22 protein-coding genes are annotated in these 24,582 nt (G+C 67.7%); 12 read left to right on the top strand and 10 right to left on the bottom strand.

Going from position 1 to position 24,582, the window contains the following annotated elements:
* Nucleotides 1-108: 108 nt before the first annotated feature.
* From ACK6C6_RS04565 to ACK6C6_RS04555, 3 genes are all read left to right on the top strand, one after another.
* Nucleotides 109-1,008, top strand: coding sequence for a PhzF family phenazine biosynthesis protein (locus ACK6C6_RS04565; RefSeq protein ID WP_409266131.1), 900 nt, complete (start codon nt 109-111; stop codon nt 1,006-1,008).
* On the top strand, nt 1,005-1,472 hold the full coding sequence (locus ACK6C6_RS04560; RefSeq protein WP_409266130.1) for an RcnB family protein: 468 nt from the start codon (nt 1,005-1,007) through the stop codon (nt 1,470-1,472). Before ACK6C6_RS04565 ends, ACK6C6_RS04560 begins: the two co-directional genes overlap by 4 nt.
* Nucleotides 1,473-1,635: 163 nt before the next feature.
* Complete coding sequence (locus ACK6C6_RS04555; RefSeq protein WP_409266129.1) at nt 1,636-3,483, top strand: M61 family metallopeptidase; 1,848 nt, start codon at nt 1,636-1,638, stop codon at nt 3,481-3,483.
* 56 nt (nt 3,484-3,539) lie between these two features.
* On the opposite strand, the gene clpP is transcribed toward ACK6C6_RS04555, so the two are convergent.
* Nucleotides 3,540-4,157, bottom strand: a complete 618-nt coding sequence (clpP, locus tag ACK6C6_RS04550) for an ATP-dependent Clp endopeptidase proteolytic subunit ClpP (protein ID WP_409266128.1) — start codon at nt 4,155-4,157, stop codon at nt 3,540-3,542.
* A gap of 149 nt (nt 4,158-4,306) precedes the next feature.
* Between clpP and ACK6C6_RS04545 the strand changes: the two genes are divergently transcribed.
* Nucleotides 4,307-5,002, top strand: coding sequence for a sigma-70 family RNA polymerase sigma factor (locus ACK6C6_RS04545; protein ID WP_409266126.1), 696 nt, complete (start codon nt 4,307-4,309; stop codon nt 5,000-5,002).
* 21 nt (nt 5,003-5,023) lie between these two features.
* Here ACK6C6_RS04545 and ACK6C6_RS04540 read toward each other — a convergent pair whose 3' ends face one another.
* Nucleotides 5,024-5,908 (bottom strand): LysR substrate-binding domain-containing protein, encoded by an 885-nt coding sequence (locus ACK6C6_RS04540; RefSeq protein WP_409266124.1) that lies wholly within the window; start codon nt 5,906-5,908, stop codon nt 5,024-5,026.
* 122 nt (nt 5,909-6,030) lie between these two features.
* On the opposite strand from ACK6C6_RS04540, the gene ACK6C6_RS04535 reads away from it, so the two are divergent.
* The 5 genes from ACK6C6_RS04535 (at nt 6,031) to ACK6C6_RS04515 (ending at nt 12,479) form a co-directional block, all read left to right on the top strand.
* Nucleotides 6,031-6,231, top strand: coding sequence for a hypothetical protein (locus ACK6C6_RS04535; RefSeq protein ID WP_409266122.1), 201 nt, complete (start codon nt 6,031-6,033; stop codon nt 6,229-6,231).
* Between the two features lie 97 nt (nt 6,232-6,328).
* The gene (locus tag ACK6C6_RS04530; RefSeq protein WP_409266121.1) at nt 6,329-8,770 is read left to right on the top strand and encodes a TonB-dependent receptor plug domain-containing protein; all 2,442 of its coding nucleotides are present in this window, start codon (nt 6,329-6,331) and stop codon (nt 8,768-8,770) included.
* 211 nt (nt 8,771-8,981) lie between these two features.
* Nucleotides 8,982-10,472, top strand: a complete 1,491-nt coding sequence (locus tag ACK6C6_RS04525) for an ATPase domain-containing protein (RefSeq protein ID WP_409266120.1) — start codon at nt 8,982-8,984, stop codon at nt 10,470-10,472.
* Entirely contained in the window at nt 10,459-12,183 is a 1,725-nt protein-coding gene (locus ACK6C6_RS04520) for a response regulator (RefSeq protein ID WP_409266119.1), read from the top strand. Before ACK6C6_RS04525 ends, ACK6C6_RS04520 begins: the two co-directional genes overlap by 14 nt.
* Nucleotides 12,184-12,269: 86 nt before the next feature.
* Entirely contained in the window at nt 12,270-12,479 is a 210-nt protein-coding gene (locus ACK6C6_RS04515; protein WP_209588917.1) for a hypothetical protein, read from the top strand.
* Nucleotides 12,480-12,586: 107 nt separating this feature from the next.
* On the opposite strand, the gene ACK6C6_RS04510 is transcribed toward ACK6C6_RS04515, so the two are convergent.
* Together ACK6C6_RS04510 and ACK6C6_RS04505 are read right to left on the bottom strand one after the other, a co-directional pair.
* Nucleotides 12,587-12,838 carry an MbcA/ParS/Xre antitoxin family protein gene (locus ACK6C6_RS04510; RefSeq protein WP_409266118.1) on the bottom strand — a complete coding sequence of 84 codons (252 nt, stop codon included), beginning with the start codon at nt 12,836-12,838 and terminating at the stop codon, nt 12,587-12,589.
* An 11-nt stretch (nt 12,839-12,849) separates the two neighbouring features.
* Complete coding sequence (locus tag ACK6C6_RS04505; RefSeq protein WP_409266116.1) at nt 12,850-13,977, bottom strand: branched-chain amino acid ABC transporter substrate-binding protein; 1,128 nt, start codon at nt 13,975-13,977, stop codon at nt 12,850-12,852.
* Nucleotides 13,978-14,247: 270 nt separating this feature from the next.
* Here ACK6C6_RS04505 and ACK6C6_RS04500 point away from each other — a divergent pair, with 270 nt between their 5' ends.
* Nucleotides 14,248-14,496, top strand: a complete 249-nt coding sequence (locus ACK6C6_RS04500; RefSeq protein ID WP_409266114.1) for a hypothetical protein — start codon at nt 14,248-14,250, stop codon at nt 14,494-14,496.
* Between the two features lie 10 nt (nt 14,497-14,506).
* Here ACK6C6_RS04500 and ACK6C6_RS04495 read toward each other — a convergent pair whose 3' ends face one another.
* Entirely contained in the window at nt 14,507-16,651 is a 2,145-nt protein-coding gene (locus ACK6C6_RS04495) for a TonB-dependent receptor plug domain-containing protein (protein WP_409266113.1), read from the bottom strand.
* Nucleotides 16,652-16,659: 8 nt separating this feature from the next.
* Nucleotides 16,660-18,117: a D-alanyl-D-alanine carboxypeptidase/D-alanyl-D-alanine-endopeptidase gene (gene dacB / locus ACK6C6_RS04490; protein WP_409266111.1), complete on the bottom strand. Its 1,458-nt coding sequence runs from the start codon at nt 18,115-18,117 to the stop codon at nt 16,660-16,662.
* Between the two features lie 152 nt (nt 18,118-18,269).
* On the opposite strand from dacB, the gene ACK6C6_RS04485 reads away from it, so the two are divergent.
* Nucleotides 18,270-19,370 carry a sensor histidine kinase gene (locus tag ACK6C6_RS04485; RefSeq protein WP_409266110.1) on the top strand — a complete coding sequence of 367 codons (1,101 nt, stop codon included), beginning with the start codon at nt 18,270-18,272 and terminating at the stop codon, nt 19,368-19,370.
* Nucleotides 19,371-19,374: 4 nt separating this feature from the next.
* Entirely contained in the window at nt 19,375-20,136 is a 762-nt protein-coding gene (locus ACK6C6_RS04480) for a LytR/AlgR family response regulator transcription factor (protein WP_409266109.1), read from the top strand.
* A gap of 1 nt (nt 20,137) precedes the next feature.
* On the opposite strand, the gene ACK6C6_RS04475 is transcribed toward ACK6C6_RS04480, so the two are convergent.
* The 4 genes from ACK6C6_RS04475 to ACK6C6_RS04460 all read right to left on the bottom strand — a co-directional run bounded on the left by ACK6C6_RS04475 (nt 20,138) and on the right by ACK6C6_RS04460 (nt 24,387).
* On the bottom strand, nt 20,138-21,511 hold the full coding sequence (locus tag ACK6C6_RS04475; protein WP_409266108.1) for an ATP-binding protein: 1,374 nt from the start codon (nt 21,509-21,511) through the stop codon (nt 20,138-20,140).
* Nucleotides 21,508-22,170, bottom strand: a complete 663-nt coding sequence (locus ACK6C6_RS04470) for a response regulator transcription factor (RefSeq protein ID WP_036214193.1) — start codon at nt 22,168-22,170, stop codon at nt 21,508-21,510. The genes ACK6C6_RS04475 and ACK6C6_RS04470 overlap by 4 nt, the downstream gene beginning before the upstream one ends.
* Before the next feature lie 46 nt (nt 22,171-22,216).
* Nucleotides 22,217-23,743, bottom strand: a complete 1,527-nt coding sequence (locus tag ACK6C6_RS04465) for a Do family serine endopeptidase (RefSeq protein WP_209588908.1) — start codon at nt 23,741-23,743, stop codon at nt 22,217-22,219.
* 188 nt (nt 23,744-23,931) lie between these two features.
* Nucleotides 23,932-24,387 (bottom strand): Hsp20 family protein, encoded by a 456-nt coding sequence (locus ACK6C6_RS04460; protein ID WP_209588907.1) that lies wholly within the window; start codon nt 24,385-24,387, stop codon nt 23,932-23,934.
* Nucleotides 24,388-24,582 lie beyond the last annotated feature (195 nt).

The following is a 24,582-nucleotide window of genomic DNA, read 5'->3' as shown; positions in this document are numbered from 1 at the left end:
CAGAGGACGGACAAAAGCGGGGCGAACGGGATACAATGCTGGACAAACCGGCAATACTGTATAAAAACACAGTATAACCGAGACTTCCCGCTCGACAAGGAGAAACGCATGCAGATTCGTGCACTGAGCTGTTTTGGCGAACATGCCGGCGACGGCAACCCGGCTCTCGTCATCGAAGGCGGCCAAGCGAACGAGGAAGCGCGCCGCGCCTTGGCGCAAGCACGCAACACCACCTGCGTCTTCCTCGACGGCGAGGTGGTCGATTTCTATTACCCGCACATGCGCAGCCCGCTGTGCCTGCACGCCACGCTGGCCGTGGCGCACGTGCTGTTCGGGCGCCATCCCGATGCCGCCCTGCTTTCGGTGACGACGGCGATGCGCGGCCAGCAGCTCGCGCTGCTGCGCGGCGATCATGCCTTTTATGTTCGCCTGCAGGCGCAGGAAGTGGCGCAGCCGGTGCTGGCAAGCGGCCTGCTGGAGCACTTGCTCGCAGCGCCCGGCTTCGTGCCGGCATCGCCGCCGCGTGTCGCTTCGGTCGGCAGCCCGAAGCTGCTGGTCGAAGGGCCGGACGCCGCCACGCTGCTTGGCCTGCGGCCGGACCTGGAAGCGATCACGGCATGGAGCAAGGAGGCGGGCATCAACGGCATCTACGCCTGGTGCCGTCTTCCAGACGGCCGCTTCGAAGGCCGCAACTTCAACCACCTCGACCCGGCCCTGGAAGACAGTGCCACCGGCGTGGCGGCGGGTGCGCTCACCGCGCTGCTGGGACATGGCATCGTGCTGCGACAGGGACGCGCCACCGGCCAGTCCTGCATCATCACGACCCGGGCAGAGGACGGGGCCATCCTGGTCGGCGGCCGCACGGAGCCGGCCGCGCTCATTGAATCCACCGGCGGCCCTGATACGTTTGGTAGCATTCCTTACTGCCTGGCTTCACCTGTCCGGCCCGGTTCGCGGTGTAATGGACACATCGCGAAAGCACACCGCGTCACCAGGAGAACAGCATGAAACCACGTTTGATCGCATCGGCACTGATCGCCCTTAGCCTGACTGCCAGCGGCAGCGCGTTCGCCCAGCGCGGCGACCATGGCCACGACGGCCGCAACGGCAACGCCTATGGTCAGGACAACCGCCGTGGCGACAAGTATGACAACGGCCGCTATGACAATGACCGCCATGACGGCCCACGCGGCAACGCCCACCAGCGCGCCAACGACCGCAATTACGATCGCTACTACGATGCACGCCAGTTCCATCGCGACGACCGGCGCGGCGCCGGACCGCGCCACGACCTGCGCCGCGGCCAGCACCTGAGCAAGGAATACCGCGACAGCCGCTACGTCGTCACCGACTGGCGCGACCGCCACCTGAGCGCGCCGCCGCGCGGCCACCACTGGGTCCGCGCCGGCAACGACTACATCCTGGCCGCCATCGCCACCGGTCTGATCGCACAGGTCTTGCTGAGCAACTGACACGACACCGGGTCAGTCCCGGAAAGGCCGCGCCCTGTAACAAGGCGCGGCCTTTTTTCGCATGGCCAGGCCGTATTGACGCCGCCAGCAAGGGCTGTCCCCCGTCCGCGAGCTGGTATACACTTCCGCGCACGCTCTACCGGAGCTCATCCATCCTGCGGACATGAAACCACAACTCCTGACCTACGCCCTCCCCTTGATCCTGCTCGGCGCCAGTGCCACCGCACGCGCCGACGTCGATTACCAGCTGCGCATTACCGATGCGGCACAGCACCTGGCCGAAGTGCGCGCCACCTTCCCGGCAGCCACCGGCACCACGCTCGACGTGCAAATGCCGAACTGGCGCACCGGCCGCTACAACATGCTCAACCTCGCCAACGGCGTGCGCCTGTTCAAGGCCTTCGACGCCAAGGGCCAGCCGCTGCCGGTCGCCAAGACCGACAAGGGCACCTGGCAGGTCCGCACCAAACCGGGCGACGCGGTGACGGTGCAGTACGAGCTGTACGCCAACCTGCTGGGCGAGCGCACCCGCCACATCGACGACACCCACGCCTACCTGGATGCCAGCGGCGTGTTCGTCTACGCCGCGCCCTTCCGCAAGGAGAAGGTAGCGGTCAAGCTGGACGTGCCGCAGGGCTGGAAGTCGCGTTCGGGCATGGATTCGGGCAACTGCGACCACTGCTTCGTGGCGCCGAACTACGACGTGCTGATCGACGCGCCGATCGAGACCGGCATCCACGAGTTCTACACCGACAAGGTGGATGGCCGTAGCATCGAGCTGGCGATCTGGGGCCGCGGCAACCACGACGGCAAGCAGATGATGACCGACCTGAAGAAGATCGTCGTCGAGACCGCGAAGATGTACGGCAACCAGTATCCGTTCCAGCGCTACCTGTTCATCGTCCACGCCACCGACGGCGTCGGCGGCGCCACCGAGCACGCCAATTCCACCGTCATCCAGAAATCCCGCTGGACCTTCGCGCCGCGCAAGGACTACCTGAACTTCCTGCGCGTGGCCGCGCACGAGTTCTATCACACCTGGAACGTCAAGGCCTACCGTCCGAAGGAGATGGTGCCCTACGACTACCAGAACGAGAACTACAACCGCCTGCTGTGGGTCGCCGAAGGCCATACCTCCTACTACGACGAGCTGATCGTCCTGCGCGCCGGCCTGCAGAAGCGCGACGAGTTCCTTGAAGGCTACGCCAAGCTGATCGACGACTACCTGCACCAGCCGGGCCGCTTCCAGCAGAGCGCGGCCGATGCCAGCTTCGACGAGTGGATCGCCGTCGGCGGCGAGCGCGCACGCAACGCCTCGGTCAACATCTACTCCAAGGGCCAGGTGCTGGCGCTGATGATGGACATCGAGCTGCGCCGCCAGACCGGCGGCAAGCGCGGCCTCGAGGACATGCACCGCATCCTGTTCGAGAAGCACTCGACCGCCCAGGGCGGCTACGACGTGCCGGCCGTGCTGGCAGCGCTGCGCAGCGTGAGCGGCCAGGACTGGAGCGGCTGGTGGGCCCAGTACGTGGACGGCACCACAGAGATCCCGTTCGACACCCTGCTGGCCCAGGTCGGCCTGCAAAAGATCGCCGACGTGCCGAAGGACCAGGAGCAGAAGACCGAATGGTGGGCCGGCTGGACCCTGCGCGACGGCAGCGACCCGGCGGTGGTCACCGTCGTCGAGCGCGACAGCCCGGCATGGAAGGCCGGCGTGGTCTCGGGCGACACTCTGGTGGCCGTGAACGGCCTGCGCGTGTCCGCCAAGGACATCGGCGACAAGATGTCGCTGGTGAAGACCGCCCCGTTCAAGGTGCACCTGTTCCGCCGCGACGAGCTGGTGGAAAAGCAGCTCACCCCGCTGCAGCAGCCGAAAGGCAAGGCCAAGCTGAAGGTCGCGGACAAGGCGACCGACGCGCAGAAGGCGCTGAACGCGTCCTGGCTCGGCGTGGCATGGCCAAAAGACGATTCTGCGAGGGCGGAATCGACAGCGGCAGCGAAGAAACCGTAATCCACGGCGCCGGCCATCGAACCGCGGCCCCGGTCCCGACCGGCGCCGCGGTTTTTTCATGGGGGTTCTTCGCGCACCTCCAGCACCCGGTCGATCAGGCCGTATTCCGCCGCCTGCCCGGCCGACATGAAGTTGTCGCGGTCCGAATCTTTCTCGATCCGGCTCAGCGGCTGCCCGGTGCGCTCGGCCAGCAGGCTGTTCAGGCGGTGACGCTGGTACAGGATCTCGCGCGCCTGGATCTCGATGTCGGCCGCCACGCCCTGCGAGCCGCCATGCGGCTGGTGGATCATGATGCGGGCATTCGGCAGCGCGTAACGCTTGCCGGGCGCGCCCGCGGCCAGCAGGAAGGAGCCCATGCTGGCGGCAAAGCCCGTGCACAGGGTCGACACGTCGGGCTTGATGAACTGCATCGTGTCGTAGACGGCCATGCCCGCATACACCGAGCCGCCGGGCGAATTGATGTACAGCGCGATGTCCTTGTCCGGGTTGTCCGATTCCAGGAACAGCAGCTGGGCCACCAGCAGGTTGGCGGATTGCTCGGTGACTTCACCGACCAGGAAGATCACGCGCTCCTTCAGCAGGCGCGAGTAGATATCGAAGGCGCGCTCGCCGCGCCCCGTCTGTTCGATGACTGTAGGCACCAGGCCCAGTCCCATCGGTGAATGCAAGCCCATGTTCGTCCTTTCGCGGTAGAGTGGAACTACCCGCATGACGCCCGCCGCCCGCCGCGTGTGACAGCCCGAAAAAAATTCCGCCGGCCTGTCACATCCGGGCCAGCCCAGGCGTCAAGCGGTAGACCCATCCGCCCAGAACAGGAGTTGCCATGCCAAGCGCCACCGATCCAGATGCCGCCACCTTCGAACAGCTGCGCCCGCGCCTGACCGCGATCAGCCGCCGCATCGTCGGCAGCGCGGCCGAGGCCGAGGACATCGTGCAGGACTGCTACCTGAAATGGCATGGCGCGGAACATACGGCGCTGGCGACGCCGGCGGCCTGGCTGACCACGGTCGTGCAGCACCAGTCGATCGACCGGCTGCGCAGGCGCGCCCGCGACGCGGCGGCGGCCCAGGCCGCGCTGGAACTCGGACCCGAGCCGGCGCCGGCCCTGCCCGAGGATGGCCTGCTGCGGCAGGCCGAGCTGGACGCGGCGCTCGCCCGCCTGGCGCGCCTGGCGCCGTCCGAGCGCCTGGCCCTGGTCCTGCACGAGGCCTGCGAGTGCAGCCATGCGGATATCGCCGCGGTGCTGGGCACCAGGGCGGCGAATGCACGCCAGCACCTGGCACGCGCGCGGCGGCGGCTGCGCAATGCGGAAAGCGCAGAGCCGCCGCCGCCGGAAGAGAAGCTGTGCCGCGACCTGGTACGCCGCTTCCAGGCCGCCATCAACGGCCTGGACCTGCCGGCGCTCGTCACACTGCTGGCTGCCGAACAGCCGATGTCCGTGCATGCCTTCCCGCAGCCGCGGATGAAGGGCGGCGCCTGCGCCAACGACGCATCGTACAGCCTCGTCCTGGCAGCATAAGATCCGGGAAGCGTCCGGCGATTATTCCGGCACCTGCTCCAGCAGTTGCCGCGCCAGCAGGCCGGCATGCGGGGTCAGCGCGGAGAAGTCGCGCGCGCACAGGTAGAGCTGCCTGGCCGCCCAGGCTTCGGACAGGGTCAGGACGGCCAGGTCGCGTTCGATCGTTGCGGCCAGGGCACGGGAGAGGATCGAAATGCCGATGCCTGCCTCGACGTACCTGGCCACCTGCCCGGTATTGCGCAACTGGATGCGGTAGTCGAGCTGGCGGCCCAGGCGCGCTGCCCGTTCCGCCAGGTGCGTCTCCAACGCGGTGTCGGCCATGCCCACGATCGGCTCGGCAAGGATATCGGCAAAGCTCACCTGCGCCTGCCCGGCCAGGCGGTGCGAACGGCCCACCAGTACCACCAGCTGGTCGCTGGCAACGAGATGCGTCTGCAGCATCCGCATGTCCGTGACGTCGGCGACCACGCCCAGGTCGGCGCGCAGGTCCACCAGCGCCTGGACGATGTCGGTGCTGGGCCGCTCTTCCAGGTCGATCGACAGGTCGGGGTGCGCCGCCAGGAAGCGGCACAGCTGCGGCGGCAGGAAGGCGGCCATCGCCGCCGTGTTCGAGAGCAGGCGGATGCGGCCCTTGAGGCCGGTCGCATAGGTGCGCAGCTCGCCGCGCATCTGTTCGACCTGGCCCAGGATCGAGCGGGCATGCCGCACCAGGGCCTCGCCGGCCGCGGTCGGACGTACGCCCCGGCGGTTGCGTTCCAGCAGGGGCGCGCCCAGCGCCGCTTCCATGCCGGCGATGCGTTCGCTGACCGATGCCAGCGCCAGGTGCATCGCGCGTGCGCCGTGCGTCAGGCTGCCGCATTCGACAACGCTCAGGAACAGCCGCATGTCGGTCAGGTTGAAACGCATCGTACCGCCCTCTACTTTCGGAATCTCCGAAGTCTAGCACCGGAATTGCCAGATTGCGCAGGCCTGCAGACTCGCCTACCATCATTTACATCGGTTCAGGCGAATGCTTACAGGAGGAAACCATGCTGGACGCCTTGCTGGCAACGATCGGCATACTGGGCCTGCTGGCCACCATCGCAGTCAAGTTCGGTAAATCGTGCACGGAAGCGATGGCGCGCCACGCCGAGCGCCACGAAGATCCGCCCGAGACCGGGCCGGCGCCAGCTTCCGCACGCGCCTGTCCGCACCGCCGGCGCCGCAGGAAGGCGCCGGCCAGACGATAGATGCGGGTTATATATTGACAACGTTGTGTTAATGATACAGCGCCTTGGTGCTCCGTCATGGGATTGTTTAGTATTCAATTTTCCTTCGGAGTAAGCGGTGCTCACACTCAAACGTCTACCCAAGTCGGTCCTGCTCGCCCTGTACGGCGGCGCCGCATTCGCTACCCTGGCCCCAAGCGCCTTCGCCCAGAGCACTGCGCAGGAGCCATCCACCACCCCGGTCGCCGCCGGCACCCCGGCCGCTGCGGACAGCAAGGGTGGCGGCGGCATCCAGAGCGTCAGCATCGTCGGCTCGCGCCGCGTCGGCAACGTCTCCGATATCGACACGCCGGTGCCGGTCGACTTCATCCCGATGACCAAGGCGACCGAACAGGGCGGCCAGTTCGACCTGGCGCAAGTCCTGAACAACGTCTCGCCTTCGTTCAACTCGACGCGCCAGACCGGCGCCGACGGCGCCGACCTGATCGACTCGGCCGCCCTGCGCGGCCTGGGTTCGGACCAGACCCTGGTGCTGGTCAACGGCAAGCGCCGCCACACCACCGCCCTGGTCAACCTGTTCGGCGCGCGCAACCGCGGCAATACCGGCACCGACATGAACGCGATCCCCTTGATGGCGATCCGTAACGTGCAGGTGCTGCGCGACGGCGCCGCCGCGCAGTACGGCTCGGACGCCATCGCCGGCGTGCTCAACATCGAACTGAAGAAGAACCTCGGTTGCGAGATGGTGACCGGCTTTGGCCAGTACACCGAGGGCGACGGCGACAACTACCTGGCCTCGGCCTACTGCGGCGTGGCCGTGGGCGGCGGCGTGCTGGGCATCACCGGCGAATACTACGACCGCGGCCGCTCCAACCGCGCCGAGGAAGGCAGTCCGCGCATCATCGGCGACACCAAGTCGCAGAACAGCACCGTCTACCTGAACGGCGAATTCCCGGCGGGCGACGGCAAGCTGTACGTCACCGCCGGCGCCCAGAACCGCGACGCCTCGTCGGCCGCCTGGGCGCGCGAAGGCCTGGGCTCCGAGGACATCCCCTCGCGCAACTCGGCCGCCATGTACCCGAACGGCTTCGTCCCCTTCATCAACGGCGACATCAACGACCACTACGGCACCCTCGGCTACCGCTTCCGCCTGGGCGAATGGAACACCGACGTCTCGCAGACCTTCGGCCAGAACCGCATGCGCTATACCATCGCGAACACGCTCAACGCGTCGATCGCCAACCTCGACCTGCTGCGCGGCGGGCCGGGCAGGAGCGCCAGCATGTTCGACGCCGGCGGCTTCTCGTTCCGCCAGGCGACCACCAACCTGGACTTCTCGCGCTTCTTCGAGGGCATCGGCAATGGCATGAACGTGGCATTCGGCTTCGAGCACCGCCGCGAGAATTACAAGATCAATGCCGGCGAGGCGGGTTCCTATGTCGACGCCGACGGCGTGGGCGTGGGCGGCAACGCCGGCAGCCAGGGCTTCCCGGGCTTCCAGCCGATCGACGTGACCGACAGCAACCGCCACTCGAACGCTGCCTACCTCGACCTCGAGACCGACCTTGCCGAAGGCTTCAAGCTGCAGGCCGCGCTGCGCCACGAACGCTACTCGGACTTCGGCGCCACCACCACCGGCAAGCTGGCGGCCGCCTACCGGATCAACCCGGCCCTGCTGCTGCGCGGCTCGGCCAGCACGGGCTTTCGTGCGCCTTCGCTGCAGCAGGTCTACTTCTCGTCGACCTTCACCGACTTCGTCAACGGCCAGCCGCTCGACGTGGTGCTGGCCCCGAACGGCGGCCGCGTAGCGAATGCCGCCGGCATCCCGCAACTGAAGGAAGAGGAATCGAAGAGCTATACCCTGGGCCTGACCTGGTCCCCCGGCCAGGCCACCTCGCTGACGGCCGACCTGTACCGCATCAACATCGACGACCGCATCGTGCTGTCGGGCCGCTTCGACGCCGACAACTACCCTGCCCTGGGCGCCACCCTGCAGCAGCTGGGCGTGGGCCAGGCGCAGTTCTTCGTCAACTCGGTGGACACCAAGACCCAAGGCCTGGACGTGACCCTGTCGCACCGCATGGACTTGGGCGCCGGCAAGCTGAACGCCTTCCTGGCCCTGAACTTCAGCAAGACCGAAGTGACCGGCGTGCATGCGCCGAGCGCGCTCAGGGGCTTCGAGGACGTGCTGCTGTCTGAGCGCGAGCGCCTGTTCATCGAGGAAGGCGCGCCGCGCCGCAAGGCCACGCTGGGCTTCGACCATACCCTGGGCAAGCTGGAGACCGCGCTGCGCATCGTGCATTTCGGACCACAGACCCTGGGCACCTTCTCGGGCCCGCCGGTGCCGAACCAGTACTACGAGCCGAAGACCTCGGCCGACCTGTCCTTCACCTGGGCCTTCACCGAGAAAACCAAGTTCACCGTCGGCGGCACCAACATCTTCGACGTCAAGCCGAGCGCACAGGATCCGAACGAGACCGACAACGGCTTCAAGTACGAGAGCGTGCAGTTCGGCCTGAACGGGGCGGCCTGGTTCGCGCGGCTGTCGCACCGTTTCTGAAGGCCGTGATCCGGTCCAGAAAAAGGGTTCCCGATGGAACCCTTTTTATGCGTCATCAGACGATGTTCGCCGCATGCACAATCGCTACAACTGAACCAAGCTTGCGTTGACGAATGCGTATAATGCCCTGATCAATGCGCGTTGGCGGTAAGCAACGTCTTCCTCCACACCGTCGCGCCTCGCTGGCGCGACCAGCATGGGCCGTACCAGAATGAATACCGCTGCAAACGTACGCATCTCCACCGGCGTTGCCGGCCTCGACGACATCCTCGGCGGCGGCCTGACTCCACAGCGCGTCTACCTGGTGGAAGGCTCGCCCGGTTCCGGCAAGACCACGCTGGGCCTGCAGTTCCTGCTCGATGGGGCAGCCAGGGGCGAGGCCGGCCTGTATATCACCCTGTCCGAGACCGCCGACGAGCTGAAGGCAGTCGCAGCGAGCCACGGCTGGAACATCGATGCGCTGTCGATCTTCGAACTGGCCGGCGACACCGAGCTGGATCCCGATTCCGAACAGTCGATCTTCCATCCTTCGGAAGTCGAGCTGGGCGAAACGACCCGCAATGTCATGAACAAGGTCGACGCGATCAAGCCGGTGCGCGTGGTGTTCGACAGCCTGTCCGAAATGCGCCTGCTGGCGCAGAACCCGCTGCGCTACCGCCGCCAGATCCTGGCCCTGAAGCAGTTCTTCGCGGCGCGCGCCTGTACCGTCCTGCTCCTGGACGACAAGACCAGCCAGTCCGACCAGCACCTGCACAGCATCGCGCACGGCGTGATCAGCCTGGAGCAGATCGCCAAGGAGTTCGGCACGGAGCGCCGGCGCGTGAACATCATCAAGATGCGCGGCATCCGCTTCCGCGGCGGCTACCACGACTACACGCTCGACACCGGCGGCATCACGATGTATCCGCGCCTGGTGGCGGCCGAGCATCTCCGCGACTTCGTGCCGGCGGTGCGCTCCACCGGCTCGAGCGGCATCGACGCCCTGCTGGGCGGCGGCCTGGTGCGCGGCACCAATACCCTGATCGTCGGGCCTTCGGGCATCGGCAAGACCACCCTGTCGACCCGCTGCCTCCTGAGCGCCCTGGAACGCGGCGAGCAGGCCGCGCTCTACCTGTTCGACGAAGGACTCGGCACCTTCTTCGCGCGCAGCCGCGCGCTCGGGATGGAGCTGAGCCCCTATCTGGACAAGGGCCAGCTGCGCATACACCATATCGACCCGGCCGAACTGTCGCCGGGCGAGTTCGCGCAGATGCTGCGCGACGCGGTCGAACTCTCCAAGGTCGGCTTCATCGTCATCGACAGCCTGAACGCCTACCTGCAGGCCATGCCCGGCGAGCAGTACCTGATCCTGCAGATGCACGAACTGCTGTCCTACCTGAACCAGCAGGGCGTCACCACGGTGCTGGTGCTGGGCCAGCACGGGATGATCGGCGAAGTGAGGTCCGACGTCGACCTGAGCTACCTGAGCGACAGCACGGTCCTGATGCGCTTCTTCGAGTCGAACGGCCGCCTGCGGCGCGCCGTCACGGTGATCAAGAGCCGCGCCGCCGAGCACGCGCTGACCATCCACGAGCTGCAGCTGGGCGCCGACGGCATCCGCGTCGGCGAAGCGCTGGAAGGCTTCGACGGCGTCCTCACCGGCCTGCCCAGCTACCGCGGCCTGACGCCCATGATGTCGGACATTCCCGATGGCGCCGGCTGAGCGGAACGACCAACGCATCCTGATCCTCGCGCCGCGCGGGCGCGACGCCGAGGTCATGTGCTCGGTGCTGGCGCAGGACGGCGCGGCCTGCGGCGCGATGCCCGATTTCGCCGCACTTGCCGGCGCCATCGGCGAAGGCGCCGGCCTGGCCATCGTGGCCGAGGAAGCGCTGCATGGCGCCGACCTGGCGCCCCTGCACGCCTGGCTGGCGGCGCAGGAACCCTGGTCCGATTTCCCCTTCGTGATCCTGCTCGGCAAGGCGGTCGGGCCGGCCGCGGCCACCACCCGCTCCCGGCTGGAAGAGCTGGGCAACATCATCCTGCTCGAGCGCCCGCTCAACGCCCAGACCCTGCGCAGCGCCGCCAGCTCGGCCCTGCGCGCCCGGCGCCGACAGTACCAGGCACGCGACCTGCTGGCCGAACGCGAGCGCGACGCCGCCAGCCTGCAGCAGAGCCGGCAGGACCTCCTGTCCCTCAACGAGACGCTCGAATCGCGCATCGAGGAACGCACCCGCGCGCTGGCCGGGGCCAACGATCGCCTGATGAACGAAGTCATCGAACGCGAACGGGTGCAGCAGGCGATGGTGCAGTTCCAGAAGATGGAAGCGGTCGGCCGCCTCACCGGCGGCATCGCCCACGACTTCAACAACCTGCTCAACGTGGTCCAGGGCAGCATGGACCTGATCCTGCTGCTGTCGAAGGACGAGGTGGCCAGGCAGCGCGCCGAGATCGCGCGCCGCGCCTGCCAGCGCGGCGGCAAGCTGACCAGCCAGCTGCTGGCCTTCGCCCGCAACCAGAACCTCGACCTGCGCCCCGCCGAGGTGAGCGACCTGTTCGATGGCGTGCGCGAACTGGTGGCGACCTCGCTCGGCTCGCGCATCCATCTGCGCTTCGAGGTCGAGGAAGGCTGCGCGCGCGTGTTCGCCGACGCCAACCAGATGGAAATGGCGCTGCTGAACCTGGCCATCAATGCGCGCGACGCCATGGGCGACAGCGGGGAACTGGCTTTCCGTGCGGGGAATGCCCGGCCGCCCGCCGGGCTGCTGCCGAGCGGCGAATACGTGCGCATCGCCGTCACCGACAACGGCCCCGGCATGCCGCCCGAGCTCGTGGCCAAGGTCTTCGAGCCCTTCTTTACCACCAAGGCGGTCGGCAAGGGCACCGGGCTGGGCCTGAGCCAGGTGTACGGCATGGCGCAGCAGTCGGGCGGCGCGGCGCGCATCCTGAGCCAGCAGGGGTGTGGGACCACGGTCGAAATCTGGCTGCGCGCCTGGGACGGCGGCGAGCTCCCTGCCGCCGCGCCCCTGCCGGACGCCGTCCCGGCCGCCGGACAGGGTTCCCGTATCCTGGTGGTCGAGGACGACAACTTCGTGCGCGAATCGATGGTGCAGTCGCTCGAAGCCTTCGGGCATGCGGTGACCCAGGCGGCGGACGGCGCGGCCGCCCTGCGCGAACTGGGACGCGGGCGGCCGGACCTGATCATCACCGATTACCTGATGCCGGGGATTACCGGGGCCGAACTCATGCGGCGCGCGCGCGAAGTCTTCCCCGGCATACCGATGATCATCGCCACCGGCTATGCGGACATGCATGCGATCGACCAGGTCCTGGGCGACGACATCCTGCTGCGCAAACCCTTCCAGCTGGCCGAGCTGGCGCTCAGCGTCGAGCGTGCGCTCGGCCGCGGCGGCTCATCCGCACGGCCTCACTGAGCGGCGCCGGCAGCCCACATCGAGCTGGACGCCGCCGAAAACGACTCTGTGCCACACTTTGTTCGTCACCTTCAGGGGAGAACATCATGAGCAAGGAACAGAAGTCGCACGAGAAGCAGGCCGCGCCGCAAGGCCAGCAACAGGGGCAGGAACAGGGACAGCAACAGGCGCAGCCCCAGAACCGGCAGCAGGCGAACGACGTGGATGGTCTGGCAGACAAGAAGCCCGAAGAGCTGACACCGGAAGAGCTGAGGCTGATGGCCGATACGATGCCGGGCGAAGGGCCGGGCGATTGAGATGTTCTTATTCTTCTCGAACAAACTCGGCTGCCTCGGCTCCATCGCCGTCTCGATCGTGCTGACGCTGATCGTACTGCTCCTGATCGGCGTGTTCTGAAGCGCCTTTACTTCTTCAGCGTACGCACGTAGGCCAGGACCTCGTCCTCGCGCCCCTCTCCCACCGCCTCGGCGGCAGTCTTGCCGCCGAGCGCGGGCTGCGGCTCGTTCATCCATGCGCTGGCTGCGTCATCGCTGCCGACGATGCCGCGCACTTCGTGCATCACCGTGTAATAAGCCTGCGCCTTGCGCGACTGCTGGCCAAAACGGGCCTGCAGCGCCGCGAAGGCATCCGGCTTGATGGAATCGCTTGCTGCCATGGCCGTTCTCCTTATTTCGTGACGGTGAGCAGCGAACGCTTGCCGCCCTTGAACGAATACAGCGTGATGGTGCCGTCCTTGATATCGCCGCGCGCGTCGAACGCGATCGGCCCGGTCACGCCCTTGTGCTGGATCCTGGCCAGCGCCGGCAGGTACTTGGCCGGCTGGCTGGAGCCGGCCTTCACCATCGCCTCGGCCATGGTCATCACCGCGTCATAGGCATACGGGGCGTTGATCTGGACGTCGATGCCGAAGCGCTTCTTGTAATCGGCGCGGAACTTGTCCATGGCGGCGCGGGCTTCGCCCTGCACGCCGCCCGCTTCCGCGCACACCACCTGGCCGTCCGCCATGGTGCCGCCGGAGAGCTTGTGGATCTCGTCCGAGCACAGGCCGTCGCCGCCCATCATGCGTACGTTCATGCCGAGCTGCTTCATCTGGCGCAGCATGGGGCCGGCGGTGGCGCTCATGCCGCCGAAGAAAACCAGGTCCGGCTTGGTGGCGCGGATGCGGGTGATGATGGCGGAAAAATCGGTTGCCTTGTCGTGCGTGAATTCCTTGGCGACGACGGTGCCGCCCTGGCTTTGCAGGCTGCGCGCGAATTCGGTGACCAGGCCCTGGCCGTAGGCGGTGCGGTCGTCGACCACCGCCACGCGCCTGGCCTTCATGGTGCCGGTCGCGTAGCGGCCCAGCGCCTGGCCCAGCTGCACGTCATTGGCGACCACGCGGAAGGTGGTGTTGAAGCCCTGGCGGGTGTACATCGGCGAGGTCGACGAGGGCGAGATCTGCGGGATGCCCGCCGCATGGTAGATCTTCGAAGCCGGGATGGTCGTGCCCGAGGTCTCGTGGCCGACCATGCCGTTGATCTTCGCGTCCACCAGTTTCTGCGCCACGGCGGTGGCCTGTTTCGGTTCGCCGGCGTCGTCCTCGGCCACCAGCTCGAAGCGGACCTTCTTGCCGCCGATGCTGACGCCCTTGGCGTTGAGCGCCTCGACCGCCATGCGCGCACCGTTCTCGGTGTCCTTGCCGAAGTAGGCCACCGGGCCGGTCACGGCGGCCGCGTGGCCGATCCGAACGACTTCCTGGGCCGAGGCCAGGCCGGCTGCCGCCAGGCCGGCCAACAGGACTGCTTGCTTCTTCATCGATTCCTCTAGATATCCGCTCAGGGCCCGCTGCCCTGTGAGCAAAGGGACCATTCTACCGTTACCCTGCCGCGCCTGCCGAACGCCCGCATGGCGAATGTGACAATTGGCGAGAATTCAAGGGCCATAACGCGGGTATCCTGCGCGCCTTATACAAGAACGAGAGGGGCCGGCAGTGCCGAGCGACCCTCCGGCACCACGGAGACCACCATTCCTACCCTCGCCACGCGACCTGCCGCCTCCCTGGCGGCGTGCATCCTGCTGTCCTGCATGCTGGCCCCGGCCGCGGCACGCCAGCTGGCGTCACACCATCTCGCCGTCGGCTGCGAGGCCGGCAAGACCTGCGCCGCCGCTCGTCACCGCAGCACGAAGCAGGCGCCGGAATGCGGCCGCCTGCGCGCGGCCATCCTGGAAGCGGAACAATCGGAGCGGCGCGTGCGCGCCGCGATGATGGAATCGGTGCAGCTGGACCTGCTCAGCCTGCGCAAGCGCTACCGCAAACTGGGCTGCCGCGCCTAGGGCCCCGTGCCTACAGAGATTGTTCCCACACCAGGCGCCAGGTCGGGCGCAGCTGGTAGACGGTGGCGCGTTCGAGCGGCCTGTGCCCCTCGTACGCCAGGCGTTCCAGGTAGTCGCGCTGCGCCAGGCTGGCCACGGACAGGCGTAGTCTCGAGCGCGCGTCGCGCTTCCATACCGCATACAGGTCGAGCTGGCGCCGGCTGCCGTCCTCGCTGAAGATCAGCGCGCTCGCGCGGCTCGCCACCCGTCCCCGGTAAGTCCAGGTGCCGCCCAGGTCGAAGCGGCCGGCCGGCGCCGCGTAGTCCAGCCCGAGATTGCCGCTGTAGGCCGGCTGGCCTTCGATGCGCTTGTCCGGCCCCGGCACGCTGTCCAGGCGCGACCAGTTGCGCGCCAGGTTCAGGCGTCCTGACAGCGCGCCGCGCGTCAGCTTGCCTTCGAACTCGATGCCGCGCACCGCTGCGCTGCCCGCGTTGTCCGGGGTGGCGGTCCACACGCCGCGGCTCTCGCCGATGCGCGTCAGCGTGATGTCGCGGATGCGCTTGTGGAACAGGCTCACGCTCACCATGTCCGCCGCGCCGAAGTAGCGCTCCCAGGCCAGGTCGACGGCCAGGGCGAGTTCGGGCCGCAGCCTGGGGTTGCCCTGCTGGTCCGGATTGGTGGCGCTGTTGTTGTTGTCGACCGTGTAGCGGCGCGGCAGCAGCTGGACGATGTTCGGCGCTTTGTAGGTGCGGCTGACCGCGAAGCGAAAGCCGTCGCGCGCTCCGGTGCCGCCTTCCGCCCGCTGCGGCTTGAACAAGGTCTGGAACACGGGACTCCAGGCGCCCGCGTCGACGTCCACCGGGGCAGCCGCATTGCCTTCGCCCGTCGTGCGCAAGTCTTCGCGCCGCAGGCCCGCATAGGCGGACCAGCCGGGGCCGATGTCCCACTCGTCCTGGATGAAGAAGGCGCTGCGTAGCACGCTGGCGCGGTAATCCTCGTCGCTGGAAAACAGCAGCGTGCCGCGGGGATCGACATGCCGTTCGCGCCGGTATTCGCTGCGCCCCTTACGGCCGAACTCCCATCCGGCCGCCAGGGAGTGGCTGCCCCACAGCGGGCGGCGCCAGCTGCCGCTGAAGGTCCATTCGCGCTCGACCGGGCCGGAGGCAACCAGATGGGACTCGCGCAGGCGATCCTGCGCATCCATGCCCCGGTAGACGAAGCCGGCCTCGCGCTTCATTCGGAAGCCGGACAGCTTGGCGTTCAGGCGGGCGCCGCCCTCCAGCCTGCGGGTCCAGGCCAGGTCGGCGTAGGCGTGCAGGGGACGGGTCTCGAAGCTTTGGTAGGCGTGCGGGAACGGCGTCGGCCGGCCAATCTCGGTGGTCTCCTTTTCGCGTTTGACGTTGTCGATGTGGCGCCTGCGCAGGTAGCCCTGCGCGCTGATGCTGTCGGCCGCGTTCGCCTGCCAGCTCAGGCGCGGCGCCAGTTCGAGGATGTCCTCGAACTGGTGGTCGGTCCAGGCCGTACGGCGTAGCAGCGCAGGGTCCGATCCTGCCTCGGTGCTCAGCGCCGCGATCGGATTCAGGTTGCGCTTGACGGTCGCGGTCACGGTGTAGGCGAGCGCTCCCCTGCGTCCGCTGTGCTGGGCAAGCAGCTGCGGCGCCGCATGGCCGCGCTGGAAGGCGCTGCCCGCCTTGATCTCGTTCGCGCCCTCGTTCTTTGCCGGGCCGGCGCGCCGCATGACGATATTAATGGCGCCGGCCAACGCCTGGCTGCTGGTTTCGGCGGTGGCGGCGCGCTGGATCTCGATGCGTTCGATCAGCTCGGGACTGATCGATTCGAGCGAGAAGCCGGCCGGCGCAGGCACGCCGTTGAGCAGGATCGCCACATAGCCGCTGCCCAGGCCGCGCATGCGGATGGCGGCTTCCCTCCCCGGGCTGGCCTCGAGCGTGATGCCGGGCTGCCGCTTCAGTACCTCAGCCAGGCTGGCGTCGCCCTGGCGCAGGATCTCGTCGCGCCCGACGACGATGGCGGTGGTAGTCGACTGCGCGCGGCTGTTCGTTGCGCCGGCCTTGACGACGACCTGCTGGATGGACGGTGGAGCAGCGCTCTGGGCGGATGCACAGGCGTGCGCCGCCAGCAGCAGCGCGCCTGCGCTGCCGGTTCGGGTCATTCGCATGGTAGGAATCAGTCAGGTGGGTGGATGGAAGGTAGTTCGGCTGCGGCGTTTCCCTCGGCGGCCCAGAGGATCAGCTGGTCGAGCACGGCCCTGCCCCTGCCCTCGCCGGCCTGCGGGTCGTTGACGAAGGCCGTCACGATCCAGTCCTTTCCGCGCCGGTCGCGCACGTAGCCGGACAGCGCCGCGACGTCACGCAGCGTGCCGGTCTTCAGGCGCGCGTTGCCGGCCGCGGGGCCGGTCTTCAGGCGATTCTTCATGGTGCCGTCCAGCGCCACGATCGGCAGGCTGGCGGAAAATTCCGGATACCAGCGGCCCGCCGCGGCGGACTTGAGCAAGGCGGACAGCTGTGCGGCGCTGAGCCGCTCGATGCGCGACAGCCCCGAGCCGTTCTCGATGACGATGCCGGCCGTGTCGACGCCCTGGGCGGCGATCCAGTCGAGGACGCGCCGGCGCGCCCGTTCGAGCGTCGGCTGGCTGCCGCTCCCGCCGGCCGTGGCGCCCAGCGTCAGGTAGACCATGCGCGCCTTGACCGCGTGCGAGTCCTTGTTGATGGCGCGGACCGTCTCCGCCAGGGTCTCGAACTGGCGCTCGACCAGCACGGCCGCGCGGGCGGGGACCTTGCCCTCGCGGGCGCGGCCGCGCCACCGGCCGCCCATCTCTTCCCACAGCGCGCGCACCAGGCGTTCGATGTAGAGGTCACGGTCGAGCGTGTGCAGGTCGACGGCCTTGCTGCAGTCGCGCGGAAAGCTGCCGTTCAGGACGATGCGCACCAGAGCGCCCTGTTCCTCCACCCTTGGCTGCTGCCAGGTCTCGCGCCAGTCCTTGCACGGCAAGTCGTTGAGCGTCATCCGGTTCAGCACGGACACCCCGGACAGCGGTGGCGTGGCCTGCGCCGCCACGGTCGACGCATCCGAGGACAGCGTGTAGGTGACCAGGTAGTCCGACAGCGCCAGCGCGTCGGGGATGACGTTGTACGAGGCGTCCGGCGTGTCGTCGAACGGTGGCGCGCCGATGTCGAGCCGGGTCGGCTGGAACAGGGTCCGGTCCAGCACCAGGTCCCCGCCGATGGAGACGATGCCGCTGTTACGCAGGCTGCGCAGCATGCCGCCCAGCCGCTCCCAGCTCAGGTTGGGGTCGCCCCCGCCCAGCAGGTACAGGTCGCCTTTCAGCTCGCCGTTTTCAAGCCTGGCGTCGGCGAGCATGGCCGTGGTCCAGCGGTGCGCGGGCCCCAGGGTATCCAGGGCGGCCAGGGTCGTCACCAGCTTCATGGTCGACGCCGGATTAAGCGCGCGGCGCTCGCCGAATCCCTGCGACGGCATTCCTGCCAGGGCCTCGATCCGGTAGCTCAGTGCGCCGGCAGGGATGCCCTGGCGCGCCAGTTCCTGTTCGACGACGGGAGGCATGGCGGTGGCATGCGAGCCCGCCAGGAAGGCGGCCAGGATCAGACAAAGGCTGCGAAGGAGCATGGTGGTTTCTCGATGCACTCGACAATGGACCTGGCTATTCTGCGCACCCTTTCGCCGGCCGCCACCCGGTATGTGACGAATGCCCGCTTCCGTGTGATGGCATCCCCGGCAGGCCTGGTTTGGCAGCCGTTTCGCGCTGCTATACTTTTCCGATGAGCTCCTCCTCCTATCGCATCCAGCCCTTCGCCAGGATCGTGCTGTCCATGGTCGTCCTGTGGACCGCCATCAGCGTGCTCGGCGCACTCCAGACCTACAGCGACAACCTGCGCGCCGGGCAGTCCAGCCACTATCCGGCGCTGCTGGCGACCTGGTTCGTCGAATATGCCGTGCCGCTGATCGTCCTGAGCTGCATCCTGTGCATCGCGCTGACGCGCTGGCCGGCCCTGATCTCGCGTCCGCGCAACGTGGTGGCGATGTTCGCGTGCCTGGTGCTGCTGTTCCAGCCGGCCCAGTGGATGTACATGGCCTGGCAGCGGGGGATGCTGCAGGTCTCCAGCCTGGAGGATGCCTGGCAGCTCTTGATGAGGATGCTGCTGGTCGGCTGGTTCTCGACCACCGGCACCTTTGCCGCGATCCTGGCATTCTTCTACTGGCGCCAGTCCAAGGAACGCGAGCTGGCCTGGCAACGCTCGCAGACCGACATGCTCAACCTGCGCCTGGCGCTCGAGGAGCAGCGCATGCTGGCCCTGCGCGCCCAGCTCGAACCGCATTTCCTGTTCAACGCCCTGAACGCGATCAGCGCCCTGGTGCGCAGCGACGACAAGCGCCTGGCGCTGCAGGGTATCGGACGCCTGAGCGAGCTGCTGCGCTACGTGCTGTCCGCCAGCAGCGGCCATGCCGTCAGCGTCGCCGCCGAGCTGCGCTTCGTGCAGGACTACCTGGCCCTGCAGCGCCTGCGCTACGGCGAGCGGCTGCGCATGCAGGTCGACGGCGCCGGCGAAGGGCTGGAACACATCGCCTGCCCGCCGCTGCTGCTGCAGCCGCTGGTCGAGAACGCGCTGCGCCACGACCTCGATTGCAGCGAAGGGCCGAGCGACATCCACCTGTCCTTCATCCGCGAACACGACGCGCTGCTGGTGCGGGTCACCAATCCGGCGCGCGGCGACCTTCCCGCCAACCCGGGCGCCGGCCTCGGGCTCGCCAACACCCGCGACCGGCTGCGCCTGATGCACCCGGAAGCCGCCCTCTTCGCCGGGCGGCAGGGCGAGCGCTTCGTCGCCGAAGTGCGCCTGCCGCTGGCGCAGGTGGATTGAGGCCATGGCGATCCGCTACCTGATCGTCGACGATGAACTGCCGAGCAGGCTGAATCTGCGCCTGGCCATGGCCGCCCATCCCGGCTGGCAGCTGGCCGGGGAATGCGGCGGAGCGGCGTCGGCGCGCGCGGCACTGGCGGGCCTTGACGTCGACCTGGTGTTCCTGGACATCCAGATGCCGGGGCAGTCCGGGCTGGTGCTGGCGCGTGAACTGAGCCGCCTGCGCGAGCCGCCGCTGGTCGTGTTCGTGACCGCCTACAGCGAGCACGCGATCGAGGCCTTCGAGGTGCATGCCCTCGACTACCTGCTCAAGCCGCTCGACGATGCGCGCCTGGCGCAGGCCGTCGAGCGCGCGGCGAGCATGCTGCGCCAGCGCCAGCGCGAGGCCTATGGCGCGGCCCTGCGCGGCTTCGTCGATGGCGCGCAAAGCCTGGACACGATCAGCGTGCGCTCGGTCGGCCGCATCGAACAGGTCAAGGTGGGCGACATCCTGCGCATCGAGTCGGCGGGCAATTATGTGGAGCTGCGCCTGGCGGGACGCACGGTCCTGCACCGGATGACGCTCAGCCGCCTCGAAAGCCTGCTGGCCCCGGGGGAATTCGTGCGCGTGCACCGGGGCACGATCGTGCGGCGCAGCCAGATCGCCGGCATGGAAACCCGTGGCGACGGCAGCTACTGGCTGAGCATGCGCAATGGCGAGGTGGTGGCCGTCAGCGAGCGCTACGCGGGCGCGCTGAAGGCCATCCTGATGCGCAGCAAAGGGTGACTCAGGCCGGCTGCTGGAAGCAGACCGTGGCCGACAGGCCGCCCAGGCGTTCCGACTCGCCCAGCGCCAGGGTGGCGCCGTGGCGTTCGGCAATCGCCTTGATGATCGCCAGTCCCAGCCCGCTGCCGGCCGCCTCGCTGCCGGCCACGCGGTAGAAGCGGTCGAACACGCGCTCGCGTTCCTCCGGCGGGATGCCGGGGCCGCTGTCCTCGACCGTGACCGTGACCGTGCAGCCGTCCTTTGCACTGTCGCTGCGCACCGAGATGTCGGCGGTGCCGCCCGCCGGGGTGTACTTGATGGCGTTGTCGACCAGGTTGCGCAGCAGGATGTGGAGCGCATCCGGCTGCCCTTCCACCGTGGCCGGATCGGCGTGGTGGATGCCGACGTCCACGCCCTTGGCGGCAGCCACGCCGGCCAGGTCGGCCACGGTGCGGCGCGCCAGGTCGGCCAGGTCGACCGGGCGCGCGACGGTGCCGGCGGCGGCGGTGGCTTCCTGGCGCGCCAGCACCAGCAGCTGCTCGACCAGCCGGGTGGCGCGGTCGATGCCGGCCGTCAGGCGCTGCACGGCCAGCTTGCGCGCTTCCGGCGTGTCGGCGCGGTCCAGGCTCTGGGCCTGCAGCCGCAGCGCCGCCAGCGGCGTGCGCAGTTCGTGCGCGGCGTCGGCAACGAAAGACTGCTGGGCGTCGAAGGCGGTCCTGACGCGTCCGAACAGCAGGTTCAGCTCCTGCACCAGCGGCTGCACCTCGTCCGGCAGGCCGGCGTCGGACACCGGCGACAGATCGTCGGCCTGGCGCGAAGCCACCTGCGAACGCACCCGCGCCACCGGCTCGAGCGAGCCGCTCACCACCCACCACACGACCAGCATCAGGATCGGCATCATGACGGCGATCGGGCCGAGGGTGCGCAGCGCGAGGTTGCCCGCCATGTTGCGGCGCACGGCGAGGTCCTGGGCCACCTGCACGGTCTGGTTCTCGCTCTGGATCGAGAACACGCGGTAGACGGTGCCGTTGGCCTTGACGTTGGAGAAGCCCAGCACCGCGCGCTGCGGCAGCCGCGCGCGCGAGACGCTGTGGAAGACCTGCACGCCGTCGGGCGACCACATCTGCACCACCATGTCGTCGTTGCCGGCGCCGCCCGGGCTGGCCTCGTTCTTGGCCTGCAGGCGCTGCTGCGCCTCGCTGTTCGACAGCGGCGTGCTCGAACGCAGCGACAGCGCCATCTGCTGCATGTGGTAGTCGAAGATCTGGTCGGCGTCGTGCAGGGAGGTGCGGTAGGCGATCGAGGCTTGCGCCAGGGCGGCGATGGTGATCGCCGCCAGCAGGTACCACAACAGGCGCCCACGCAGCGAGTGCGTGACCTTTGACCTGAATTTCATGCCTTGGGCACCATGTAGCCGACGCCGCGCACGTTCTGGATCAGGTCGCTGCCCAGCTTCTTGCGCAGGCCGTGGATGTAGACTTCCACCGCGTTGCTGGAGACTTCGTCGCGCCAGCTGTAGAGCTTTTCTTCCAGCTGGGCGCGCGACAGCACGGCGCCGGGCCGCGCCACCAGGGCTTCCAGCACCGCCCATTCGCGGGCGGACAGGGCCACCTGGGTGCCGTCGACCAGCACTTCGCGGGTGGCGGGATTGACCGAGATGTTCTTGTATTCGAAGATCGGTTCGGCGCGCCCGGCGGCGCGGCGCAGCAGCGCGCGGATGCGCGCCAGCAGTTCGTCGAGGTCGTAGGGCTTGAGGACGTAGTCGTCGGCGCCGGCGTCCAGCCCGGCGATGCGCTGGGCCACCGAATCGCGCGCGGTGGCGACCAGTACGGGAGTGCGGTCCTTGCGGGTGCGCATCGAGCGCAGCACGTCCAGCCCGTCCTTGCGCGGCAGGCCAAGGTCGAGCAGGACCAGGTCGTAGTTCTGGTTCTGCATCAGGGCCGTGTCGGCCATTTCGCCGTCCTTGACCCAATCGACAGCGTAGTGCTCGGCCCGCAGGAGGTCGAGCACCACTTCGCCGATCATCGTATCGTCTTCTACCAGCAATAGCCGCATGAATTATCCGTTCGTGTAACCAGCCGGTCGAGGACGCTGCGCTTCCTTAGCCAATCCGCACTGGAATGAAGATTCTTTCACTTCCGCGCTGGATCAGCAAGGCCACCGACTTGCTGGCCTTGCCCACCACGTCGCGAACCTGCTCGAGCGAGTTGACCGCACGGCCGTTGACCGAGACCAGCACGTCGCCCGGTTCGATGCCGGCGCTCGCGGCCGCGCCGCGCGCATCCTCGATCAGCAGGCCCGAGGCGATGCCGCTCTGGCGGCGCTCGATCGGCTCGAGCGGACGCAGGACCAGGCCCAGCTTGGCGCCCTTGTCGCCGCCGTTCGCGGCCAGCTCTTCCGGCGCGCCGCGCTTGGCCTTCTCGCTGGCGTCGGCGAGGACCGCATCGACGCGCACCAGCTTGCCGTCGCGCCAGACGTCGAGCGCCACGCGCTCGCCCGGCTTGGACAGCGAGACGCTGCTGGACAGGTCGCCCGGCGACACGATGGTCTGGCCGTTCAGGCGGCGGATGATGTCGCCCGACTTCAGGCCGGCGCGCTCGGCCGGGCCGCCGCGCTCGACGTTGGCGATCAGGACGCCTTCGGGCGAATCGAGGCCGAAGGAGTCGGCGAAGACCTGGTCGATCGGCTGTACGTTCACGCCCAGCTTGGCATGCTGCACCTTGCCGGTGGCCATGATCTGGTCCTTGATCTTGACCGCGATGTCGATCGGGATCGAGAAGGACAGGCCCTGGTAGCCGCCGGTCTGACTGTAGATCTGCGAGTTGATGCCCACCACTTCGCCGCGGGTGTTGAACAGCGGGCCGCCCGAGTTGCCCGGGTTGACCGCCACGTCGGTCTGGATGAAGGGCACCTGGCCGTCCGGCAGGTTGCGGCCGGTGGCGCTCACCACGCCGGCGGTGACGGTGCTCTCGAGGCCATAGGGCGAGCCGATGGCCAGCACCCACTCGCCCGGGGCCAGCGAACGCGATTTACCGAGCGGCACCACCGGCAGGTTCTTGGCGTCGATCTTTAGCACGGCCACGTCGGTGCGCGCGTCCGCGCCCACGACCTTGGCGCGGAATTCGCGGCGGTCATGGAGCTTGACGGTGACTTCGTCGGCGCCTTGCACGACGTGGGCGTTGGTCAGGATGACGCCGTCCGGGCTTACGATGAAGCCCGATCCGGCGCCGAAAACGGGCGCTCCACGACCGCTGCCGCGCGGGTCCTGGAACTGTCGGAAGAATTCATAGAACGGGTGGCGCGGGTCGAGCTGGGGCACGTTGCCGCGGTTGGCGGTCTTGGTGCTGCCGACCACCTGGATGTTCACCACCGCCTTGCCGTTCTGGGCGGCGATGCGGGTAAAGTCGGGAAGGGTCACGGTGCCTGCCGGCGCCGGGGCGGCGGCGGGAGCCGGGGCTGCAGCCAGCTGCGCAGGCGCCGGCGCTGCTGCGGCGGCCGCGGCTTCGGCTGCCGCGTTGTTATGGTTGACGGCAAGCGCACCGACCGCTCCGCCGATGACGCCCGCGGCACACAGGGCCAGCGTGAGGCGTTTGGCAGTGATGGCAGTGACGGCACCTTCGTTACGCATGTATGTGCTCCTGATGAAAATGGTTGACCGATGATGTTCTTTATCGATGGGCTTATCTTCCCAAAGCTGGCTTAGACCATGCTTAAGCAGGCAACTTTTGGCCTTATACCGCTCTTAAACCGAAGCCAGGCCCCATCGTCAAAAAGGGCGCCCCACGGGACGCCCTTCTTTCACATGACTACCTGTACTTAGGCGGCGCGCTGTTCCAGCTGCTGCACGTTATTGGTATTGCCGTTGGCGTCGCCGATCGCGATCTTGCGCGGCTTGAACGCTTCCGGCACTTCGCGCACCAGTTCGATGGTGAGCATGCCGTTGTCGAACGATGCGCTGGTGACCTTCACATGGTTCGCCAGCTGGAAGCGCTGCTCGAAATCGCGGGCGGCGATGCCACGGTGCAGGAAGGTGCGCTGGGTCTCGTCCTTCTGCTTGCGGCCGGTGACATGCAGGGTGTCACGCTCGGTCACGATTTCCACTTCGTCGCGGGTGAAGCCAGCCAGGGCCATCACGATGCGGTAGTTGTCTTCGCTCACCAGTTCGATGTTGTACGGCGGGTAGCTCGGCTCGGCGCGCTGCTCGAGCAGGCTGGCCAGGCGATCGAAACCGATGGCGGAACGGTACAGGGGAGTCAGGTCGAAAGTACGCATGATAAATATCCTCGTAAAGTTTAAGCGATATAGTTGCCGAACCTCATCGTGAGCATCCGGTGACTCCAATCTAGTGCCATGCCAAGGCAGTTTCAAGACATACGAAATATGGATTTTTAGGCATTTTTGCAAATATTATTTGCATCCCGGCATGTGCGCAAATTTGTCAAATTTGCGTTAAGGTAAGCACCTTCG

It is taken from the genome of Massilia sp. BHUDP2 (assembly GCF_046236355.1).
Taxonomy (GTDB): Bacteria; Pseudomonadota; Gammaproteobacteria; order Burkholderiales; family Burkholderiaceae_D; genus Telluria; species Telluria varians.
This window is presented reverse-complemented; position numbering and strand designations above follow the sequence as displayed.

Bases quoted from the DNA above. Each gene is read 5' to 3' on its own strand.
- dacB (WP_409266111.1), bottom strand. From the start codon at position 18,117: ATGCTCCTTCGCAGCCTTTGTCTGATCCTGGCCGCCTTCCTGGCGGGC.
- ACK6C6_RS04500 (WP_409266114.1), top strand. From the start codon at position 14,248: ATGCTGGCCCCGGCCGCGGCACGCCAGCTGGCGTCACACCATCTCGCC.
- ACK6C6_RS04535 (WP_409266122.1), top strand. From the start codon at position 6,031: ATGCTGGACGCCTTGCTGGCAACGATCGGCATACTGGGCCTGCTGGCC.
- ACK6C6_RS04520 (WP_409266119.1), top strand. From the start codon at position 10,459: ATGGCGCCGGCTGAGCGGAACGACCAACGCATCCTGATCCTCGCGCCG.
- ACK6C6_RS04460 (WP_209588907.1), bottom strand. From the start codon at position 24,387: ATGCGTACTTTCGACCTGACTCCCCTGTACCGTTCCGCCATCGGTTTC.
- ACK6C6_RS04525 (WP_409266120.1), top strand. From the start codon at position 8,982: ATGAATACCGCTGCAAACGTACGCATCTCCACCGGCGTTGCCGGCCTC.
- ACK6C6_RS04475 (WP_409266108.1), bottom strand. From the start codon at position 21,511: ATGAAATTCAGGTCAAAGGTCACGCACTCGCTGCGTGGGCGCCTGTTG.
- ACK6C6_RS04515 (WP_209588917.1), top strand. From the start codon at position 12,270: ATGAGCAAGGAACAGAAGTCGCACGAGAAGCAGGCCGCGCCGCAAGGC.
- clpP (WP_409266128.1), bottom strand. From the start codon at position 4,157: ATGGGCTTGCATTCACCGATGGGACTGGGCCTGGTGCCTACAGTCATC.
- ACK6C6_RS04555 (WP_409266129.1), top strand. From the start codon at position 1,636: ATGAAACCACAACTCCTGACCTACGCCCTCCCCTTGATCCTGCTCGGC.
- ACK6C6_RS04565 (WP_409266131.1), top strand. From the start codon at position 109: ATGCAGATTCGTGCACTGAGCTGTTTTGGCGAACATGCCGGCGACGGC.
- ACK6C6_RS04540 (WP_409266124.1), bottom strand. From the start codon at position 5,908: ATGCGTTTCAACCTGACCGACATGCGGCTGTTCCTGAGCGTTGTCGAA.
- ACK6C6_RS04465 (WP_209588908.1), bottom strand. From the start codon at position 23,743: ATGCGTAACGAAGGTGCCGTCACTGCCATCACTGCCAAACGCCTCACG.
- ACK6C6_RS04485 (WP_409266110.1), top strand. From the start codon at position 18,270: ATGAGCTCCTCCTCCTATCGCATCCAGCCCTTCGCCAGGATCGTGCTG.
- ACK6C6_RS04560 (WP_409266130.1), top strand. From the start codon at position 1,005: ATGAAACCACGTTTGATCGCATCGGCACTGATCGCCCTTAGCCTGACT.
- ACK6C6_RS04470 (WP_036214193.1), bottom strand. From the start codon at position 22,170: ATGCGGCTATTGCTGGTAGAAGACGATACGATGATCGGCGAAGTGGTG.
- ACK6C6_RS04545 (WP_409266126.1), top strand. From the start codon at position 4,307: ATGCCAAGCGCCACCGATCCAGATGCCGCCACCTTCGAACAGCTGCGC.
- ACK6C6_RS04510 (WP_409266118.1), bottom strand. From the start codon at position 12,838: ATGGCAGCAAGCGATTCCATCAAGCCGGATGCCTTCGCGGCGCTGCAG.
- ACK6C6_RS04495 (WP_409266113.1), bottom strand. From the start codon at position 16,651: ATGCGAATGACCCGAACCGGCAGCGCAGGCGCGCTGCTGCTGGCGGCG.
- ACK6C6_RS04480 (WP_409266109.1), top strand. From the start codon at position 19,375: ATGGCGATCCGCTACCTGATCGTCGACGATGAACTGCCGAGCAGGCTG.
- ACK6C6_RS04505 (WP_409266116.1), bottom strand. From the start codon at position 13,977: ATGAAGAAGCAAGCAGTCCTGTTGGCCGGCCTGGCGGCAGCCGGCCTG.